This window comes from Microvirga sp. BF8 (assembly GCF_059888585.1).
This window is the reverse complement of the sequence record NZ_CM187619.1, coordinates 3,687,501-3,706,011: the sequence shown is the minus strand read 5'-3', so window position 1 is coordinate 3,706,011 and position 18,511 is coordinate 3,687,501. Positions and strand designations below refer to the sequence as shown.

Here is an 18,511-nt window from a genome sequence, read left to right as displayed (position 1 = left end):
TGTCAACGCGGCGCTTTCATTTCCTGCGTCTCGATACGCGCCAGCAGCGGATCGTAGCGATGGCGCATGAGAGGGATGAGCAGGGCTCCTGCCACGAAGCCTCCGAGATGGGCGAACCAGCCGACGCCGTCGTCGGTGCCCAGGAAGGCGGAGGCGAATTGCAGCACGAACCAGAACCCGATCGCCCAATAAGCCGGCAGCCGCAGCGGAATGCCTTTCAGGAAAAGACCCCAGATCCGGACGCGCGGATAGAGAATGAGATAGGCCGCCACGACTCCCGAGACCCCGCCCGAGGCCCCGATGAGAGGCCTGTGGGAACCGGCGTCGATCAGGGCATGGACGAGGCTCGCGAAGCCGCCGCACAGGAGGAAGAATGCGAGAAATCGCCCGTGCCCCATGGCATCTTCGACGTTGTCTCCGAAGACCCAGAGGAAAATCATGTTCCCGAGAAGGTGGAACAGGGACGCGTGGAGAAGGATATTGGTGACCAGCGTCAGCGGCGCAGGCACGAAGGGATAGCCCTCCGGCAGGATCTCGGTGCCGAAGAGAACCGACGGGATCAGGCCGAAGCCGGCGATCATGGCATCGGGGCCGAGTGGTCCGTAGAAGGTGAAGAGATAGGCGGCAATGCAGGCCACGAGAAGGATTCGGGTTCCCGCCGGCGTCTTCATGTTCTTCAGAGGTACGCCGTCATGCAGCGGGAGAAACATGGTCCGCCCTCAGCGGTTCTGACCCGGAACCCAGAGAACGTCTATGGCGCCCTTGTCGTTTACGTAGCGGGACGCTACGAAAAGAAAATCGGACAGCCGGTTGAGATACTTCACGCTTTCCGCGGAGACGACCTCGTCCGGCCTGTCCATCAGTTCCACGACGCGGCGCTCGGCGCGCCGGCAGACCGTGCGCGCGAGATGCAGGGCGGCCGCCGCCGCCGACCCGCCTGGCAGAACGAAGGAGCGCAGCGTGGAAAGATGCTCGTTGAGTTGATCGATCTCGCCTTCGAGGCGGTCTACCTGCCCTTGGGTGATGCGGAGGGGCTCGTAGGGCAGAGGCTTTCCGGTCTCCACGGTGGCGAGATCTGAACCGAGATCGAACAGGTCGTTCTGGATGCGTCCCAGCATCGGGTCGATCTCATGCCCGGACGTATGAAGACGCGCCAGACCGATGCAGGCATTGGTCTCGTCCACTGTCCCATAGGCTTCGACCCGAAGGTCGTATTTCGGCCGACGGCCGCCGGCGGCGAGAGCGGTCGTGCCCTTATCCCCGGTACGGGTATAGATGCGGTTCAGGACGACCATGGCGCGCCCCAGGGTTCGGGGGTGAGAGTCAGAACGTATAGCCGACGCGGGCGCCGATATTGGTCAAGCCGCGGTTTTCGGAGCAGGCACCGGCATTCGACAGGTGCTCGATGGTCGCCATGACGCTCCAATTGGCAGAGAGGCGCACGCCGACCGAGCCCGATTCGCGGAATAGGGGCGAGCATCCAAGGGCCTGATGGTGGGTGGAGACGCCGAAGGGATCCTTCTCGCCATTGTGAATCGCGCCGCCGAACGACCCTTCGACGAACAGACTTGGAGTGATATCGACCGTCCAGGTCAGACCGGCATAGGCGAAGCTCGTGCGTCCGTCGAAATTCACGCTGCCGCCGATATGGGGGCGGGGAATGAAATAGCTGGTGAAGAGGTCGGACGCCGTAAACGGCTTTGCAAAGAGGATCTCGCCCGTCAGGTTCGCGGATCCATCACGCCCCTCGGGACCCCAAGGGTCCTGTGCGGAAAATCCGATTCGGAACTCCGATAGAAGACTGGGCTGGCTGCTGGCAGGGTAGGGTGCCGAGGCGGATCGCCTCGCATCAGCAGCAACAGCCTCTGACGCTCCGAGAGCAGAAACGACCAGAAGGCCAATGCCCAGAGCTATGCCGGTTCGCATCAAGAATTCCATCGTTCAATCAAGAGGGGCAGGCCGAAGCAGTCATGCCTAACGGTGTCTTATAAAGAACGATGGCGAGAAAGTGTCAATATGGAGCAAGCTAGGCCGCCCTCCACCAGATAATGCCCATGATGATGACGATGGCTACGAATTGCAGCAGGACGCGCAGACGCATGAGCTGTTGCGAGCGATTGGCGCTGCCGCCCCGCAACATGTTCACAAGGCCGAGCAGCAGGACGAACGCAACCGCGAGAACAGCCGCAAAAACGATGACGTTGGAGAGATCGCTCATTCTGATTCCATCGGGCAGGGCCTGAACGGTGTGGCCCGAACCCTGCACCAAGGCAAGGGCCTAGAGAGGCAACTCAGTTGCGTCGCAAAAGGCGATCGAAATAATCGAGCTCCTCCTGGGAGCGGCTGGGATCGCCGAGTTTTCGACGCAATTCCTCCAAGATTCGCGCCGCTCGCGCTGCTGCCGATTCATCGATGCCGGGAACGCGTACATTGCCATCGGAAAAGTCGCGGCTGCGCGTTGGCCGGCCGAGAGGATCGTTGTTGCGCTGGTTGGCCTGTCCACGCCCCTGTGGATCTCCAGGGCTCCCCTGCTCTCCGGCCTGCTCGTTGCCGTTACCCTGCTGCATCTGCTGGGCCATGCCCTGCATGCCGCGGCGCAGGCCCTCGAGGGCGCGGCCCTGGGCGTCGACCGCATCCCCGTTCTGGCCCTGCCCAAGGGAATTCTCCGCCTCGCGCATGGCCTGCTCGGCATCTCCGAGGCCCTGTTCGTTCTCCATGCCCATGCCCTGCATGCGCCTTTGCAATTCCTGCAACCGCTCGCGAAGGGCCTGCTGCCGCTGGCCGAGGGGATCCTGCTGATCGCTTCCGTCCTGTCCGTTCTCCGCTTCCTCGTCGCCTTGGTTCTGCTGTCCCTGCTGGCCCTGCTGACCTTGTTGGCCTCTCTGACCGCGCTGGCGCTGGCGCTGCCCTTGCCTCTGGCCCTGCTGGCCGCGTTCGCCCTGCTGCATGCGTCGGTTCTGCCCGTCGCGGAAAGTCTCGTCGCGCAGCCTCTGCTGCTCCCGTGCCATGTCCTCGAGGTCGCGCATGGCCTGGTTCATTTCGCGCCCGAGCGGATCCGTCATCCGGTTGTTGGGCCGCGCCATCTGGAGGTTGTCGAGAATGTTGCGCAACTCTTCCAGGAGACGCTGCGCTTCGGCCATGTCGCCGCGGCGCATGGCGTCCTCCATCTGGCGGAGCATGCGGTTGAGGTCGTCCTGGGTAATCGTCCGGTCGGCCTGGCGCTGGTTCTGATCCTGGCTCTGCGGGTTTTGCTGCATCCGCTCGGCAAATTCCCGCAGGAACCTGTCCATGGCCTGGCGCAGTTCCTCCGTCAGGCGCCGAATTTCCTCATCCGTTGCTCCCCTGTCCATGGCCTCCTTGAGGCGGTCCTGAGCCGCCCGCAACTCCCGTTCAGCATCGGACAGGTTGCCGTCCTCGATCTGGAGCGCCATGGTCCAGAGCCAGTCCGCAACGTCGAGGAGATCCTGGTCGCTGCGTGCCTGGCGGAGACGATCCGCGGCGAGGCGCAGCCCCATGAACACGCCCCATTGCGGCGTGAAGCTCTCGGGCGCGATCAGGAGTGCGTCGAGGGCCGTCTGGACCCGCTTGCGGTCGTCCGGCGCCAGCACCAGGTTTCGCCGTTGCTCCACCAGGGCCTTCGCCAGAGGGTTGCTGAAAGGCCGCTGCGGAAGGGTGAAGTCGATGGCTTCGCTCGAGCCTTCCTGGCCGGCTTCATCCTTGACGCGCAGTTTCAGCTTCACAGTTGCGCCCGCCCAGGGGTGGTTGGTCAGATCGACGGGCGAGCGGGTTTCGGGCGCGTTCTCCTCGTGGCCGGGAATCGCAAGGGTGATGGGGGGAGCCGGAACCAGGGACCTGTCCCTGGGGCCCTTGCTCTTCTCCACGAGGCCCTCGGCAGCGGCGATGCCGTAATCGTCCTTGGCCTTGTAGATCAGTGTGAAAACGCCGCGCGCATTGACTTCGGGCGGAGCCGAGAAGGCGACCTCCGGAGGACGGTCGGGAACGGCCTCGAGCGACAGCGTGACGCTGCGGGCAAAGCCGGTCCGGACGGTCAGATCCGCGGTGCTCTCCAACGTGAATCGCTCCTCGCGAAGGTCGCCGCGCTGCCCGCCCTTCGGCGGCAGCGGCGTGAGACCCTGCCCGGGGGTGACATCCGCAGTTCCTTCGCCGGCGATGCGGATCACAACTGTCGAGCGGGCGGGCGCCTTCAGGTGCTGATCCCTGGCGAGATCGATCATGAGCGGAGGAGCGCGGGTATAAAGCGGCGGATCGATCCATCCGTCGATGCGAAAGTCCGGCGCCGTGGCTCCCGGTGCATTGCGGTCAAAGGCGGCAGCCAGGCGCGAGCCGATCTCGGGTCCGGCGACAAAGGCGCTCGCGATCATCGAGAGGACGGCGGCGGCCCGCAGGGCGAAGCGATCGTGGCGAGGCATGTCGGGATCGGGCGCGGCCACCCGCATATGCGAGATTGCGTCCTCGGCACGCCGGCGATGCAGCGTCCACAAAGCGCGGGAGCCGGGATCCTCGACACCAAGGGCGAGGGTGTCGTCCAGGGTCCGGGCCGGGCCGTGCCGCAGGCCTGTATCCCGGTCGAGGCGGTCGAGGGCCGAACCCCGGCCTGGTAAAGGCAGGCGGATAAGCGGCCACAGGGAGATTAGGAAAGCCAACGCGAAGAACAGCAGACCTCCGCTGCGCCAGAAAGGCGGCGTCTCGAGCCAGAGGCCGAGCCACGACAGGCTCAGAAAAACGAGAACGATGGCCAGCGGGAGCCAGAGGCGGGGCCAAGCCCTCTCCGACCAGATCACCCAGCGGGCGCGCTCGACGAGGCGTCCAAACCGCCGGTTCATGTGATCCTGGGCGGGCAATGGGTTCGGGCCGCCGCTCATCCCATAGATCTCCCGTTACGCAGTGTCCGCGCCAAAGCCCCCTTCATCAAGCTAGCACGGCTTCGCGTCCTGACCAGCGGTCATATGGGCACAGAGTCGTGAGGCTCGCGATCATGGAAGATTGACCTATGGGATGTCGCGGAGTCCGTCGTTGGGTGTTCCTGTCATTCCGGGACGGCCTGCAAGGCCGGGCCCGGGGCTCCGCGATGTCCCGGAATGACAGCGTTGCGGGGCGACGGAAGGGCTCCTATTCCAGCCAGCCCGGCACGCGATCCATCCCGATCAGCTCTTCGTAGCTCGGCCGGGGCCGCACCACCGCGTGATCCGCGCCACGTACGAGCACCTCGGGAACGAGCAGGCGCGTGTTGTAGGTGTTCGATGTGACTGCGCCGTAGGCGCCCGCGGTCATCAGGGCCAGCAGGTCTCCCGCCTTCACGGCCGGCATATCCCGGGAGAGGGCAAGATAATCACCCGTCTCACAGACCGGGCCGACCACATCGACGACGACGTGGTCGGCGTCCGGGCCCGGCTCGGCCACGGGCCTGATCTCATGATGCGCATCGTAGAGCGTCGGGCGAATCAGGTCGTTCATGGCCGCATCGACGATTACGAAGGTCTTGCCGGCGCCTTCCTTCACATAGATCACCCGCGTCACCAGGACGCCCGCGTTGCCGGCGATCAGGCGCCCCATCTCGAAGACGAGCTTCAGACCGAGATCCTTCGTGTGGCGCTTGATGACCTGCGCATAGGCCCGCGGATCGGGCGGCGGCTCATTGTCGCTGCGATAGGGAACGCCGAGACCGCCGCCGAGATCGATGTGATGCAGCTTGTGGCCGTCGGCCATCAGATCGCGCGCGAGTTCCGCGAGGAGCGTGCTGGCATTGTCGAACGGTTCCAGATCCGTGATCTGGCTGCCGATGTGCATGTCGACGCCCCTGACGTCGATGCCTTTCAACTGTGCCGCGCGGGCATAGACCTCCCGGGCCCTGGCGATGGGGATGCCGAACTTGTTCTCGGATTTGCCGGTCGAGATCTTCTTGTGCGTCCTCGCATCGACGTCCGGATTGACGCGAATGGAGATGGGGGCGCGCATCCCCTTCGAGACCGCGACCTCGGACAAGGCCTCGAGCTCCGGCTCCGATTCGACGTTGAAGCACAGGATGTCGCTATCGAGCGCGAACGCCATTTCCTGGCGGGTCTTGCCGACGCCGGAAAAAACGATGCGGTGGCCCGGCACGCCGGCGGCAAGGGCGCGGCGTAGCTCGCCCTCCGAGACGATGTCCATTCCGGCGCCGAGGCGGCCCAACGTCCGCAGCACCGCCTGGTTGGAATTCGCCTTCATCGCATAGCAGACGAGGGCATCCGTATCGGCGAACGCCTCGGCCAATACATGGTAGTGCCGCTCCAGCGTTGCCGATGAATAACAATAGAACGGGGTCCCGACCTCGTCCGCCAGTTGGCGCAGGTCGATGTCCTCAGCGTGGAGGCTCCCCTGGCGGTAGCTGAAATGATGCATGAGGCGGCCCAGATGGTTTCAAGGAACATGACTCGACCCGGCCCGCCATCGAGCGGAAACCCGGATCGTCGAGGGACGGTGGAATCGCTGCCCGTCTCAGAGGATCGGATCGAGGATGAAGCGATCCTTCGGGATCGTGAATCCGCGATTGGTGTTCTTGGACTGCGTGCCGACCGGAGAAGGCAGGACGCCACCCGGGGCCGCCTGGCTCGTAGTCTGCTGCTGGGGCGCGGATGGGTCCGGCGGCGGCTCCAGCGCGCCACGACGGCCACAGGCCGAGAGGCCGAGGGCCAGAAGGCCGGCGATCAACGCAATCCGGGACAAGGTAAGGCTAGACGACATCAGATGCTCCGAAACGTGGCCGCACCATAACGGGAACCATGACCGGATGCGAGAGGGAGTTGGAATCCCGACGCCCATGAAATGCCGGGAGAGGTTTCCCGTTCACAGGGAAGTCCCGGAACGCCACAGGATCGTGATGGGAGGTCGGCACGCCCTCGATCATCAAGGGCTTGAGCGCGCATGAAAAAAGCGCCACATCGGGCGGTATGACGAAGTTGCCCGATACCCGCTCCATCCGTTTCCCGCCCTGGCTCGCCGGCTTGGCCCTGCTCGCACTCATCGGGGCGGGGACTGTCTGGTATCGCTCTGCCGGCGATTCCGGCGGCGGCGGAGCGACCGCCGAGTGCCAGGCGTCCCGCAGCGTCGCCGAGCGCCTGAGGCCCCTGGCGAAGGGCGAACTGGCGGCGGTTGGCGTGAGCAACGCACCGAAGCCGCCGCCGGAGATCGTCTTCAATGGCCCCGACGGTCAAACGAAGACCCTGAAGGATTTCCAGGGCAAGACGATCCTGGTCAATCTCTGGGCGACCTGGTGCGTGCCGTGTCGCGAGGAGATGCCAGCGCTCGACAAGCTCCAGGCCGAGCGCGGAGGCAGGGACTTCGAGGTCGTGGCCGTCAATGTGGATACGCGCAACGCCGAAAAGCCCAAGGCCTGGCTCCAGGAGAATGGCATCCACAACCTTGCCTACTATGCCGATCCGGCCGGCAAGGTCCTGCAGGTCCTTCAGAAATCCGGCCATGTCGTCGGGTTGCCGACGACCCTGATCGTCGACGGATCCGGTTGCGAGGTCGCCCTCCTTAAGGGCCCTGCCGAGTGGGCTTCCCCTCAGGCGCTGGCCTTCGTGAAGGCGGCGTCGGAGCCTCAGACCTTCCGCTGAAAACTGCCCTGTCCATCCGGGAGGCCGATCTCGCCCGAATAGGCGGGTTTCGATAGCCGCCATGGACGATCCATCGCTTTTCGGGCCTGTCCACGGACGAGCCGGCGCAAAGTCCCGTCCGCCAGGACCTCTTCGATCACGACGAAGCCGAGGGCCTGAAGCATCACGGCCGCGGTCTTGGTTGCGATGTCGTCTGCAGGGAGCGCGAGAGACCCTGCCGTGTAGATCCGCTCGAGCAAGCTTCTGGGATGGGCCTGGACGGGTGAGGTGCGTGGCTTGAACGCGACCACGTTTGTCGCTGTATCGATCATGGAAACCCCCATTGCGGTGCCGCTTGGTTTTGTTCTGGCGGCTGCTGCTCCCGTGAGGAGCATACTTACTGTGCCGAAAATGGGGGTGGATGCGATATGCGACAAAGGTGCAGATTGTCGCTGACAGGCAGCAAAAAGCGGGATGCAGCCATGCACCCCGCTTCTGCTTCGATCGGAAGAAAGCCCTCAGGCGCTCTGCTGGAGCGCGATGCCCTTGTCGGCGAAGAGTTGCTGAAGCTCTCCGGCCTGGAACATCTCCCGGGTGATGTCGCAGCCGCCGACGAACTCACCCTTCACGTAGAGCTGCGGAATGGTCGGCCAGTTGGAATAATCCTTGATGCCCTGGCGGATGGTCTCGTCCTCGAGGACGTTGACGCCCTTATAGGGGACGCCGAGATAGTTCAGGATCTGGACCACCTGGCCGGAGAACCCGCACATGGGAAATTGGGGCGTGCCTTTCATGAAGAGCACGACGTCGTTGGACTTCACTTCGGTGTCGATCACCTGGCGGGCGTCAGTCATGGAGGTCTCCTTGTTCCACGGCGGTCAAGGCGCCGGGATTCGTTTCAATTGTCGGGCGCCTGGGTTGTGAGCGCAAGAGCATGCAACGCGCCGCCCATGCGGCCTTGCAGCGCTGCATAGACCATCTGGTGCTGCTGGACCCGGGTTTTGCCCTTGAAGGCCTGGGACGTGACCGTGGCGGCATAGTGATCGCCATCGCCGGCAAGGTCCCTGATCTCCACCTGAGCGTCAGGGAGCGCTGCCTTGATCATGGTCTCAATCTCATGGGCATTCATCGCCATTGTGTCATGCTCCTCAGGCCTTGCCGGCCATGTAGCTGGGCAGCCAGGATTCGTGCGCGGTCCTCAATTCGTCCACCGATATGGCCTCCCCGCCGGGGAGAATCAACGAATCGCCGCCGGTGACGCCCAGCACCATGGCCGGAATGCCGAGCTCGGACGCTTCGTAGAGAATATCGGCCGCCTCGTCGGGGCTGACCGCGAGCACATAGCGGCCCTGATCTTCGCCGAAGAGGAAGGCCTGGAGCGGCAGGTCTTCCGGCGCACTGGCAACCATGGCTCCGATCCTGCCGGCCATGACCATTTCCGCCAAGGCGAGGGCGAGCCCGCCATCGGAGAGATCATGGACCGTGTCGACCTGACCCGAGCGGATGAGCTGGCGTACGAAGTCGCCATTGCGCTTTTCCACCTCGAGGTCGACCGGTGGCGGCGCACCTTCCTCCCGGCCGCAGACATCGCGCAGGTAGATCGATTGACCAAGCCAGCCCGCGGTGTGCCCGATCAGGATGAGAGCGTCCTCCTCGCGCTTGATGGCGATAGAGGCATTCACCGTCACGTCGTCGAGCAGCCCGACACCGCCGATCGCCGGGGTCGGCAGGATACCCTCGCCGTTCGTCTCGTTGTAGAGGGAGACGTTGCCGGACACGACGGGAAATTCGAGCGTCCGGCAGGCGTCGGCAATGCCCTTCAGGCAGCCGACGAACTGGCCCATGGCATCCGGCCGCTCGGGGCTGGCGAAGTTGAGGTTGTCGGTGATCGCCAGGGGCAGGCCCCCGACGGCGGTAATGTTGCGCCAGGCTTCCGCCACCGCCTGCTTGCCGCCCTCGAAGGGATCGGCCTCGCAATAGCGCGGCGTCACATCGGTGGTGAGTGCAAGGCCCTTCGGCCCGTCCTCGATGCGCACGATGGCGGCGTCGCCACCTGGCGTCTGCACCGTGTTGCCCAGGATCAGGTGGTCGTACTGCTCCCAGACCCAGCGCTTCGAGCATTGGTCGGGCGAGCCGACGAGCTTCAGGAGAGCCTCCGTCGTCGTCATCGGCGCCTTCACGCTGTCCGGTGCAATCACCGGCTGGCGGGGGCTCTCCACGTAGGGACGATCATAAACCGGGGCCTCATCGCCGAGCTCCTTGATCGGAAGATCGGCCTTCACCTCGCCCTGGTGCTTGATCACGAAGCGCAGGGTATCGGTGGTCTTGCCGATGATGGCGAAGTCCAGTCCCCATTTGTGGAATATCGCCTCGGCCTGCTTCTCCATTCCGGGCTTGAGGACCATGAGCATGCGCTCCTGGCTCTCGGAGAGCATCATCTCATAGGCCGTCATGCCCTCTTCGCGGCAGGGGACCTTGTCGAGATCGAGCTCGACGCCGAGATTGCCCTTCGCGCCCATCTCCACCGCGGAACTGGTGAGCCCCGCCGCACCCATGTCCTGGATCGCGATGACCGCTCCCGACTTCATGAGTTCGAGGCAGGCCTCCAGCAGCAGTTTTTCCGAGAAGGGATCGCCGACCTGGACCGTCGGGCGCTTCTCTTCCGAGGCATCGTCGAACTCGGCGGAAGCCATGGTCGCGCCGTGGATTCCGTCGCGTCCGGTCTTCGAACCGAGATAGACGATCGGGTTTCCGACACCGGTCGCCTTCGCATAGAAGATCTCGTCCGTCCGGGCGAGGCCCACCGCCATGGCGTTTACGAGAATGTTGCCGTTGTAGCGCCGGTCGAAGCCGACGCTGCCGCCGACCGTCGGCACGCCGAAGGAGTTGCCGTAGCCGCCGATACCGGCCACCACACCCGAGACGAGATGGGGTGTCTTGGGATGGTCCGGCTCGCCGAAGCGAAGGAAGTTCAAGGCTGCGATGGGCCGCGCACCCATGGTGAAGACATCGCGCAGGATTCCGCCCACGCCGGTCGCCGCGCCCTGATAGGGCTCTATGAAGGACGGGTGATTGTGGCTTTCCATCTTGAAGATGCACGCGAGCCCGTCGCCGATATCGATCACGCCGGCATTCTCGCCCGGTCCCTGGATCACCCAGGGCTCCTTCGTGGGGAGGCCGCGCAGATGGAGGCGGGAGGACTTGTAGGAGCAGTGCTCGTTCCACATGGCCGAGACGATGCCGAGCTCCGTAATCGTCGGCGTCCGGCCGATGAGCTTCACGAAGCGCTCGTATTCGTCGGGCTTGAGCCCGTGCTCCTTGACCAGCTCCGGAGTGATGGCGACGTCGTTGCGGATCATCGGGGTCTCGCTTCTTGACCGGTCCCGGCAGGGAAAGGAGTTATGCAGCTTTGGCGAAGGACGACACGAGACTCTCGAAGAGACCGCGCCCATCCGTCCCGCCGACCAGATCTTCGATCAGGTTTTCCGGATGGGGCATCATGCCGAGCACGTTGAGCTTGTCGGAATAGATGCCCGCGATGGAGTTCATGGAGCCATTGCGGTTGGCGTCCGGTGTGACGTGCCCGTTCGCATCGCAATAGCGGAAGGCGACGAGGCCCTCGCCTTCGAGGCGCTTCAGGGTCTCGCCATCGGCGGTGTAATTGCCCTCACCATGGGCGACGCAGACATCGATCGCCTGGCCCTTGGCGTAGGCCCGTGTGAAGGCGGTGTCGTTGCGCTCCACCCGCAGGAATTGGCGGTGGCAGATGAATTTCAGGTTGGCATTGCGCATCAGGATGCCCGGCAGGAGCCCTGACTCGCACAGGATCTGGAAGCCGTTGCAGATACCCAGCACAAGGCCTCCCCGCGCCGCATGGGCCTGGACTGCGTCCATGATGGCCGCGCGGCCTGCGATGGCACCGCAGCGGAGATAATCGCCATAAGAAAAGCCGCCCGGCAGGACGACGAGGTCCGTGCCGGCGGGCAGCTCCGTTTCGGCGTGCCAGACCTTAACCACCTGGGAGCCGGCGGATTTGAGCGCCCGCATCACGTCGCCTTCGCGATTGGATCCGGGAAAGACGAGAACAGCGGATTTCATGGCAGCCTCACGCGATCTCGACGCGGTAGTTTTCGATCACGGTGTTCGCCAGAAGCTTCTCGCAGGCGGCCTTGAGGGAAGCCTCGGCCTTCCCCTTGTCCGCCGTGTCGAGCTCGATCTCGAACACCTTGCCCTGGCGCACGCTGGCGATGCCGTCGACCCCGAGGGACTTCAGGGCGCCTTCGATGGCCTTGCCTTGAGGATCGAGAACGCCGTTCTTGAGGGTCACGGTGACGCGGGCTTTCATGGAATCCTCGGCTGTTTCATGAAGATAGCCAACGCCATAAAGCGAACGGGACCAAGAAACAACGGCTTCACTGCCGCAATTCACGCCTCGCGACATTCAGCACCGTGCCGAGAACCGACGCTTCGTCCTCGCCGATCACAAGCACGGCCTGGAGAATCCCCTCCGACCTTCGGCCAAGCGCGGCCCCGTAAGCCGGGTGCTTCCCGCCGTCCGCCGGGGCAATGCTGATTGCGAATCCACGCAGGGGGCCCTCCCGGAGCGGCCGGGCCGCCACGACGGCGCCGGCCGGCTTGGTCCTGCCGGGAGCCGCCTTTCGAGGCATCCGCAGGGCGCGTTCCAGAGCGGAAGGGTCGTTCAGGACCGCCTCGGCCTCCGCGGCATCCTTGCCGGTCAGTCTGACGACACCGACAACGAGGCCGGGGGCACATTCGGGTGGCGCACAGAAGGACAGGGCTACAGGCTCGGCGCGATCCTCGGCAAGCCATTTCCGCAAGGGCAGAGCCTCCCAGGGCGCGCCGGGTGGCACGCCCTCGACGGGACGGGGGATATACCCGCAGGAGCCAAGGCAGAGACCAAGAACGAGTGGAAGGATGAAGCGGAGCCGCATGGCCTGTTCTATGCACGAAACGGCGAGGCGGTCGAGACAGGCGCGGCTTCCTCCCACAAGGGCCGGGAAGAGCGTCGCGCCTCCAATGTTGTCATCCCGGGATGCGCCTTCGGCGCGGGGTCGGAACCCATAAACGGTGGTCTTCACGAGGAAGCGCGGCGGCCGCAGTCGATTTTGATCCTGCCGCGTCGTGATCATGTGTTCCAGGCTCTCGCTTTCGCTCGCCCAGGGGTGACAGAGAACAAAGAAAAACCCGGCGCTGGGCCGGGTTTGGTGCCGAGATAGCCTGACTTCACTGTACGAGGCGCGGGCCGCTCATGGTCGGGTTTTCGTTCTCGGACATGATGCCGAGACGGCGAGCGACCTCCGAATAGGCCTCGACGAGGCCGCCCATGTCACGGCGGAACCGATCCTTGTCCAGCTTGTCCTTGGACTTGATGTCCCAGAGACGGCACGAATCCGGGGAAATCTCGTCCGCGACGACGATGCGCATCATCTCGCCTTCCCAAAGGCGGCCGGTTTCCATCTTGAAGTCCACCAGACGAATGCCGACTCCCAGGAAGAGCCCGGAGAGGAAATCATTGACCCGAATGGCGAGCGCCATGATGTCGTCGATCTCCTGGGGCGTCGCCCAGCCGAAGGCCGTGATGTGCTCCTCCGACACCATCGGGTCGTTGAGCTTGTCGTTCTTGTAATAGAATTCGATGATCGAGCGAGGCAGCTGAGTGCCCTCTTCCAAGCCCAGGCGCTGGGCAAGGGAACCGGCGGCGACGTTTCGGACCACCACCTCGAGCGGGATGATCTCCACTTCGCGAATCAGCTGCTCGCGCATGTTCAGGCGGCGGATGAAATGGGTCGGCACCCCGATATCGTTCAGATTCTGGAAGATGTATTCCGAGATCCGGTTGTTGAGGACGCCCTTGCCGTCGATGACTTCATGCTTCTTGGCATTGAAGGCGGTGGCATCATCCTTGAAGTGCTGGATGAGCGTTCCGGGCTCCGGTCCTTCATACAGGACCTTCGCCTTGCCCTCATAGATGCGACGGCGGCGATTCATAGGCGTGTACCGTGGTTTGAGGAAATCCAAGGCCGTGGCTCCTTATATAGTATGTAGATCCGCGGCTGGCGCGGGTCCGATCGGGACCGTCCCCGGCTTGGGCGCAACCTATCCGATCCATCTGCCAAGCACAACGGAAGGAGTTCGGCTGATATGAGCCGCCTCCGATGATGCTTTTCGGATGGGATTACCCCTGGCGGCGGCGACTGTGCGCCTTTATATCGCAGGAAGCAAAAACCGGGAGAAGAGCCTTATGACCGCTTTCGACGAGCGCAAGAACGCATTCGAGAAGAAGTTTGCACACGACGAGGAGCTTCGATTCAAGGCGACCGCTCGCCGCAACAAGCTGTTTGGCCTCTGGGCCGCGGCCCAGCTCGGGAAGGCCGGGGCGGAGGCGGAGGAATATGCCAAGAGTGTCATCCTGGCCGATTTTCAGGAGGCGGGAGACGCGGATGTGATCCGAAAGGTCCGCGCCGATCTCGAGGCGGCGGGCAAGCTGGTCCAGGAAAGCGAGCTCAACGGCGTCCTGCAGTCGCAGATGGCGCGCGCCGTCGACGAAATCCAAGCCGGCCTTTAAACTTGAACCTCGGGTCCGGAAGGGGCCCGGGGCTTCCCATCTCTCCTTATCCGAAAAGAAATTCCCATGCCGATCCCACCGTCGCTGCCCGACCGGCTCAAGGCCGCAACTCCGGCCCTGGCCGCCTGGTGCGGATTGCCCGATCCGACCGTTTCGGGCGTTCTGGCACGAGAAGCCTTCGATACGGTCGTCATCGACATGCAGCACGGGGCGATCGATTTCGCGGCCACGGTGAGGGCGATCCCGCTGATCGCCGCCGCCGGCAAGCCGGCCATGGTCCGGATTCCCGTCGGGGAGTTTGCCACGGCCTCACGCCTGCTCGATGCAGGGGCTGCCGGCATCATCGCGCCGATGATCAACACCGTCGCCGACGCTCGGCGCTTTGCTGCGGTGATGAAGTTCCCACCGGTCGGCGAACGAAGCTGGGGTCCTCACGGCGCGTTGAGCCTTACAGGTCTGCCGCCGGGCGAGTATTTCAAGACCGGCAACGGTCTGTCCGTCGCGCTTGCCATGATCGAAACCCGAGAGGCCCTCGATATCATCGACGATATCCTGGCTGTGCCCGGCATCGATGGCATCTTTATCGGCCCGTCCGATCTCTCCATCGGCCTATCGAAGGGCCAGGAATTGAATCCGGCAAGCGCGGCGGTCGAGGCCGCCCTGGGTCATGCGCTCGCCTCGGCCAGGTCCGCCGGCAAGATTGCCGGAATCTACGCCGTTTCGGGCGAGCGGGCCTTCGACTTGGCGCGCAAAGGCTTTCAGCTCGTCTCCATCGCAAGCGACACGGCCCTGCTGCGGGCGGGAGCCCAGAACGCTTTGCAGGCTGCACGCGGCTGAGACCACGCCGAGGAATCCTGGGCGGACGATGCAAGGAGGTGCGCCTCCGCCGTGGAGGGAAGGGATCCGCCCATGAGCGCGCCCGTGTTTCGTTTCGCGCCGAGCCCGAACGGGCGGCTGCATCTCGGGCATGCCTGTTCGGCTCTCCTGAATGCGGATTTCGCCAAGCGTTTCGCGGGCCGCCTGCTGCTTCGCATCGAGGATATCGACCTCGCCCGCTGCCGTCCTGTCTTCGAGCAGGGGATCTATGACGATCTGGCTTGGCTCGGCCTGCGGTGGGAGGAGCCTGTCCGCCGGCAATCGGAGCATTTCGATCTTTACCGCGCCGCCGGGCTGGACCTGAAGGACAAGGGCATCCTCTATCCCTGCTTCTGCTCCCGCAAGGACATCGCCGAGGCGGTTGCCAGACAGGAGGGGGCCACCGGGAACCCTCGGCGTGATCCCGACGGGGCCCTCCTTTATCCGGGGACCTGCAAGACTCTCAATGCTGCAGAAGCCCATCGCCGGATCGAGGCCGGTGAGGCCCATGCCTGGCGAATCGACATGCCGAAGGCCGAAGCGCTCGCGGGCGGGTCGTTCGCCTATCGGCGCATCGACAGGACCGGATCCGGCGAGTGGGTCGAGGCACGGCCCGGGCGCTGGGGAGATGCGGTGATCGTTCGCAAGGATGTCCCGACGAGCTATCACCTGTCCGTGGTGGTCGACGATGCGCTTCAGGGGATCTCCCATGTGGTGCGCGGCAAGGACCTCGAGGCGGCGACCGACCTTCACGTCCTGATCCAGCGGCTTCTCGGCATGCCGACACCTCTCTACCATCATCACGACCTCATCCGGGACGGTGCCGGCGAGAAGCTGTCCAAAAGCCGGCAATCGGAGACGCTCGCGGAGTTGCGGGCGCGGGGCGTCACAGCCGCCGAGGTGAGGGAGCGGCTCGGATTCTAGAGCAATTTGGGCGAGGTGGACCCGGCTCACCGTCGACACTGCGGCCAGCGATGCTCAGGGCTTATTCCATGGTTGGAAACAGCTCCGGACCCTCAACCGACTCCCAGCACATAAAGCCAGAGAAGGGTCGACCCGAGCGCCAGTACCGTTGACAAGGTCACGGCGCTGGAGGCCAGGGCGACGCCTTCCCCGTAGCGTTCGGCGAAGAGGTAGGCGTTAATTCCGGATGGGCAGGAGGCGAAGAGGACCGCCACGCCGGCCCAAACGGGCGGAATCTCGAAAACGTAGGTCGCGAGAAGCAGCACGATCAAAGGGTGCAGCAGAAGCTTGAGGGCGGAAATCAGGGTCGGAAGCTTCCATCCCATGTCGAGCCCGTAGCGGCGCAGGGCGATGCCCATGGAGATCAGCGCGCAGGGGACGGCGGCGCTGCCGAGAAGTTCGACCACCTGCCAGAAGGGTCCGGGCAGATATGGCGCCAGTGGCCGGCAGGCGGAGCCGGCGAGGATCCCGACGACGATGGGATGGGTCAGAAGCCGGCGGACAATCACAAAGGGCGACGCCTGGCGACCCTCGGCCATGATGGTGGCCAGCGTCATGGTCACCGGAAGATGAACGGCGATCAATAGAAAGAGCGGTACGGCACCGGCGTCGCCATACGCCTTCAGGATCATGGGGACCCCAACGAACACGGTGTTCGCCTGGCCCGCCGAAAAGCCGGCAACCACCGCAGAGACCCCCTTGAGTGCGAAGAAGCGACGGCCGACCAGCATGGCCAGAGCCCAGACCACGGCGACGCCGGCAAAGTACGAAATCCAGTATCCCCAAGGCTGAACCGCCGGAATCTCGGCCCGGACCAGGGTCCGGAAGATCAGGCAGGGCAGGGAGAGGGAGAAGACGAACTCCGAGAGACCTTCCCCCATTCTCTCGGACACGAAATTCACCCGCCGCGCGGCGTAGCCGATGCCGATCAGGCCGAAGACCGGCAGGACGATCGCGAGGAGCTCGAGCATGAAACCTCAGCGCAGGTCGGCACGCTGGGCAACGCTGGCCGAGACGTTGGCGTGGGACATGAGGTCGTCCACCTGCTCGCGCTGCCTCTTGAACTCGGCAAGGGTGCGCCCTTCGAGTTCCCGGCTCTTGGGCAGGCGGATCTTCAGGGGATCGACGAAACTGCCGTTGATAAGCACTTCGTAGTGGAGATGGGGGCCAGTGGAAAGGCCGGTGCTGCCGAGATAGCCGATGACCTGTCCCTGTTGCACCTTCACCCCGGGCGCCACGCCTTTTCCGAAGCCGGACATATGGTTGTAAGTGGTCACGTAGCCATTCGTATGCTGGATCTCGACCCGGCGGCCATAGCCCGATTCCCAGCCGGCCTTGATGACCGTGCCATTGCCGGCTGCGATGATGGGGGTTCCGATCCGGTTCGCCCAGTCGATGCCCGTATGCGGCCGCGTATAGCCGAGGATCGGATGGTAGCGAGAGCCGAAGCCGGAGCGGAGAATGCCTTCCGCGATCGGCTTGCGAAGCAGGAACTTCTTCAAGGAGCGTCCGCTCTCGTCGAAGAAGTCGATGACCCCGTCGTCTCCCTGATAGCGATAAACCCGCCGCGCCTCGCCGCCGACGGACAGGGATGCGTAAAGGACTTCCGGCGCGCCGCCGTCCTCGTCAGTCCCGAAGAACACCTCGAAGGTATCCCCCGGGGAGACCCGGCGCTGGAAGTCGACATCGTAGCCGAAGATTCGCACCAGTTCGTCGACGGTCTTCCGCGGAAGGTCATTCTTCAGGGCCGTCTCGTAGAGGCTGTCATAGAGCCGGACGCCACGGCCGTCGTCCTCCTCCTCTTCGTCGTCCGCTGCGGATGCTGTCTGGGCGTTGGCGTCCTCATTCACGGGCGTCACCGAGACGAAGACGCCTCGGTCGTTGGTGGCCGCAATCGCGTCGATGCCGCGTTCGCCGAGCACGATGACGCGGACGATCTGTCGGGGATCGCCGAGGCGCGGGCCGGGCGCGATCAGAATACGCAGATGTTGGCCCTCCGCCAGGTTGGCGGTCTTGATGCGGGCCGAGAGAGCGGTTGTAATCCGAAGGATCTGATCGGGATCGGCGCCGTAGGCACGCAGGACCGTCTCCAGTGTTTCACCCTTCTTCAGGGCAACCTCCCGCTCCTCGACGAGAGGGCTCGTTCCGCGCAGGTCGACTTTGGGCAGGCTCGTCACGTTCTCGGGGACCACCCGCACCTCGATGGAGCTGAAGGGAGCGTCCACGATCCGTGCGTAGCCAAGGGCTTCGCCGAGCACGTCTGGCTGGCGGAGCGTCCGCGACAGCATCTGCTGGGCCGGGATGGGAAACGAGGCCCGTCGGCCGACTTCGGACGACACCCGCCGCTCCTCCTCGAGAAGCGCAAGCACATCATCGTCCGAGAGGGACGGGGCGCTCGCCTCGATGGGAAGGGCGGCAAGGTCGCGCCTGACTACCGATACGTCCGCATCGGCGATTTCCGGCGGCGGCTCGACGGTCTTGTCCTGGTTGTTGTCGTTGAAGAGCCGCATCG

At 64.3% G+C, this 18,511-nt stretch carries 21 protein-coding genes (1 of these 21 running past the window's edge); 4 read left to right on the top strand and 17 right to left on the bottom strand.

The window, feature by feature from the left end; all coding sequences use genetic code 11:
* Positions 1-2 precede the first annotated feature (2 nt).
* The 7 genes from AC522E_RS17525 to lptM all read right to left on the bottom strand — a co-directional run bounded on the left by AC522E_RS17525 (position 3) and on the right by lptM (position 6,741).
* A complete protein-coding gene (locus tag AC522E_RS17525; protein WP_500747517.1) occupies positions 3-710 on the bottom strand; it encodes a rhomboid family intramembrane serine protease in 708 nt (235 codons plus the stop codon).
* A 9-nt stretch (positions 711-719) separates the two neighbouring features.
* On the bottom strand, positions 720-1,295 hold the full coding sequence (locus AC522E_RS17520; protein ID WP_500747516.1) for a cob(I)yrinic acid a,c-diamide adenosyltransferase: 576 nt from the start codon (positions 1,293-1,295) through the stop codon (positions 720-722).
* Between the two features lie 28 nt (positions 1,296-1,323).
* Positions 1,324-1,926: an acyloxyacyl hydrolase gene (locus AC522E_RS17515; protein WP_500747515.1), complete on the bottom strand. Its 603-nt coding sequence runs from the start codon at positions 1,924-1,926 to the stop codon at positions 1,324-1,326.
* A 100-nt stretch (positions 1,927-2,026) separates the two neighbouring features.
* Positions 2,027-2,218 carry a twin transmembrane helix small protein gene (locus tag AC522E_RS17510; protein ID WP_500747514.1) on the bottom strand — a complete coding sequence of 64 codons (192 nt, stop codon included), beginning with the start codon at positions 2,216-2,218 and terminating at the stop codon, positions 2,027-2,029.
* Positions 2,219-2,291: 73 nt separating this feature from the next.
* Positions 2,292-4,883: a TIGR02302 family protein gene (locus tag AC522E_RS17505; protein WP_500747513.1), complete on the bottom strand. Its 2,592-nt coding sequence runs from the start codon at positions 4,881-4,883 to the stop codon at positions 2,292-2,294.
* Positions 4,884-5,130: 247 nt separating this feature from the next.
* Complete coding sequence (gene lysA / locus AC522E_RS17500) at positions 5,131-6,399, bottom strand: diaminopimelate decarboxylase (RefSeq protein WP_500747512.1); 1,269 nt, start codon at positions 6,397-6,399, stop codon at positions 5,131-5,133.
* A gap of 96 nt (positions 6,400-6,495) precedes the next feature.
* The gene (gene lptM / locus AC522E_RS17495; protein WP_500747511.1) at positions 6,496-6,741 is read right to left on the bottom strand and encodes an LPS translocon maturation chaperone LptM; all 246 of its coding nucleotides are present in this window, start codon (positions 6,739-6,741) and stop codon (positions 6,496-6,498) included.
* Positions 6,742-6,947: 206 nt separating this feature from the next.
* Between lptM and tlpA the strand changes: the two genes are divergently transcribed.
* Positions 6,948-7,616, top strand: a complete 669-nt coding sequence (gene tlpA, locus AC522E_RS17490; RefSeq protein WP_500747510.1) for a thiol:disulfide interchange protein TlpA — start codon at positions 6,948-6,950, stop codon at positions 7,614-7,616.
* Here the strand turns inward: tlpA and AC522E_RS17485 are convergent.
* From AC522E_RS17485 to purC, 8 genes are all read right to left on the bottom strand, one after another.
* Positions 7,601-7,927 (bottom strand): hypothetical protein, encoded by a 327-nt coding sequence (locus AC522E_RS17485; RefSeq protein WP_500747509.1) that lies wholly within the window; start codon positions 7,925-7,927, stop codon positions 7,601-7,603. The two genes, tlpA and AC522E_RS17485, sit on opposite strands and share 16 nt — an antisense overlap.
* Positions 7,928-8,113: 186 nt before the next feature.
* Positions 8,114-8,449 (bottom strand): Grx4 family monothiol glutaredoxin, encoded by a 336-nt coding sequence (gene grxD, locus AC522E_RS17480; protein ID WP_500747508.1) that lies wholly within the window; start codon positions 8,447-8,449, stop codon positions 8,114-8,116.
* A gap of 44 nt (positions 8,450-8,493) precedes the next feature.
* Positions 8,494-8,730, bottom strand: coding sequence for a BolA family protein (locus tag AC522E_RS17475; protein ID WP_500747507.1), 237 nt, complete (start codon positions 8,728-8,730; stop codon positions 8,494-8,496).
* A 13-nt stretch (positions 8,731-8,743) separates the two neighbouring features.
* Positions 8,744-10,954 (bottom strand): phosphoribosylformylglycinamidine synthase subunit PurL, encoded by a 2,211-nt coding sequence (gene purL, locus AC522E_RS17470; RefSeq protein WP_500747506.1) that lies wholly within the window; start codon positions 10,952-10,954, stop codon positions 8,744-8,746.
* A gap of 40 nt (positions 10,955-10,994) precedes the next feature.
* Entirely contained in the window at positions 10,995-11,693 is a 699-nt protein-coding gene (gene purQ, locus AC522E_RS17465) for a phosphoribosylformylglycinamidine synthase subunit PurQ (RefSeq protein ID WP_500747505.1), read from the bottom strand.
* A 7-nt stretch (positions 11,694-11,700) separates the two neighbouring features.
* Complete coding sequence (gene purS / locus AC522E_RS17460) at positions 11,701-11,940, bottom strand: phosphoribosylformylglycinamidine synthase subunit PurS (RefSeq protein ID WP_500747504.1); 240 nt, start codon at positions 11,938-11,940, stop codon at positions 11,701-11,703.
* A 67-nt stretch (positions 11,941-12,007) separates the two neighbouring features.
* The gene (locus AC522E_RS17455) at positions 12,008-12,745 is read right to left on the bottom strand and encodes a hypothetical protein (RefSeq protein ID WP_500747503.1); all 738 of its coding nucleotides are present in this window, start codon (positions 12,743-12,745) and stop codon (positions 12,008-12,010) included.
* A 94-nt stretch (positions 12,746-12,839) separates the two neighbouring features.
* Entirely contained in the window at positions 12,840-13,634 is a 795-nt protein-coding gene (purC, locus tag AC522E_RS17450) for a phosphoribosylaminoimidazolesuccinocarboxamide synthase (RefSeq protein WP_500747502.1), read from the bottom strand.
* Between the two features lie 223 nt (positions 13,635-13,857).
* On the opposite strand from purC, the gene AC522E_RS17445 reads away from it, so the two are divergent.
* The 3 genes from AC522E_RS17445 (at position 13,858) to gluQRS (ending at position 15,960) form a co-directional block, all read left to right on the top strand.
* Positions 13,858-14,181: a DUF1476 domain-containing protein gene (locus AC522E_RS17445; protein WP_500747501.1), complete on the top strand. Its 324-nt coding sequence runs from the start codon at positions 13,858-13,860 to the stop codon at positions 14,179-14,181.
* Between the two features lie 66 nt (positions 14,182-14,247).
* Positions 14,248-15,018, top strand: coding sequence for an HpcH/HpaI aldolase family protein (locus AC522E_RS17440; protein ID WP_500747500.1), 771 nt, complete (start codon positions 14,248-14,250; stop codon positions 15,016-15,018).
* Between the two features lie 72 nt (positions 15,019-15,090).
* Positions 15,091-15,960, top strand: coding sequence for a tRNA glutamyl-Q(34) synthetase GluQRS (gene gluQRS, locus AC522E_RS17435; protein WP_500747499.1), 870 nt, complete (start codon positions 15,091-15,093; stop codon positions 15,958-15,960).
* 92 nt (positions 15,961-16,052) lie between these two features.
* Here gluQRS and AC522E_RS17430 read toward each other — a convergent pair whose 3' ends face one another.
* Positions 16,053-16,970, bottom strand: coding sequence for an AEC family transporter (locus AC522E_RS17430; RefSeq protein WP_500747498.1), 918 nt, complete (start codon positions 16,968-16,970; stop codon positions 16,053-16,055).
* A 6-nt stretch (positions 16,971-16,976) separates the two neighbouring features.
* Positions 16,977-18,511, bottom strand: partial view of a peptidoglycan DD-metalloendopeptidase family protein gene (locus AC522E_RS17425; RefSeq protein ID WP_500747497.1) — the 3' portion only. Its footprint extends 496 nt past the window's final position; 1,535 of the gene's 2,031 nt are visible here — the last part of the coding sequence; its start codon lies off the right edge, out of view; it ends in the stop codon at positions 16,977-16,979.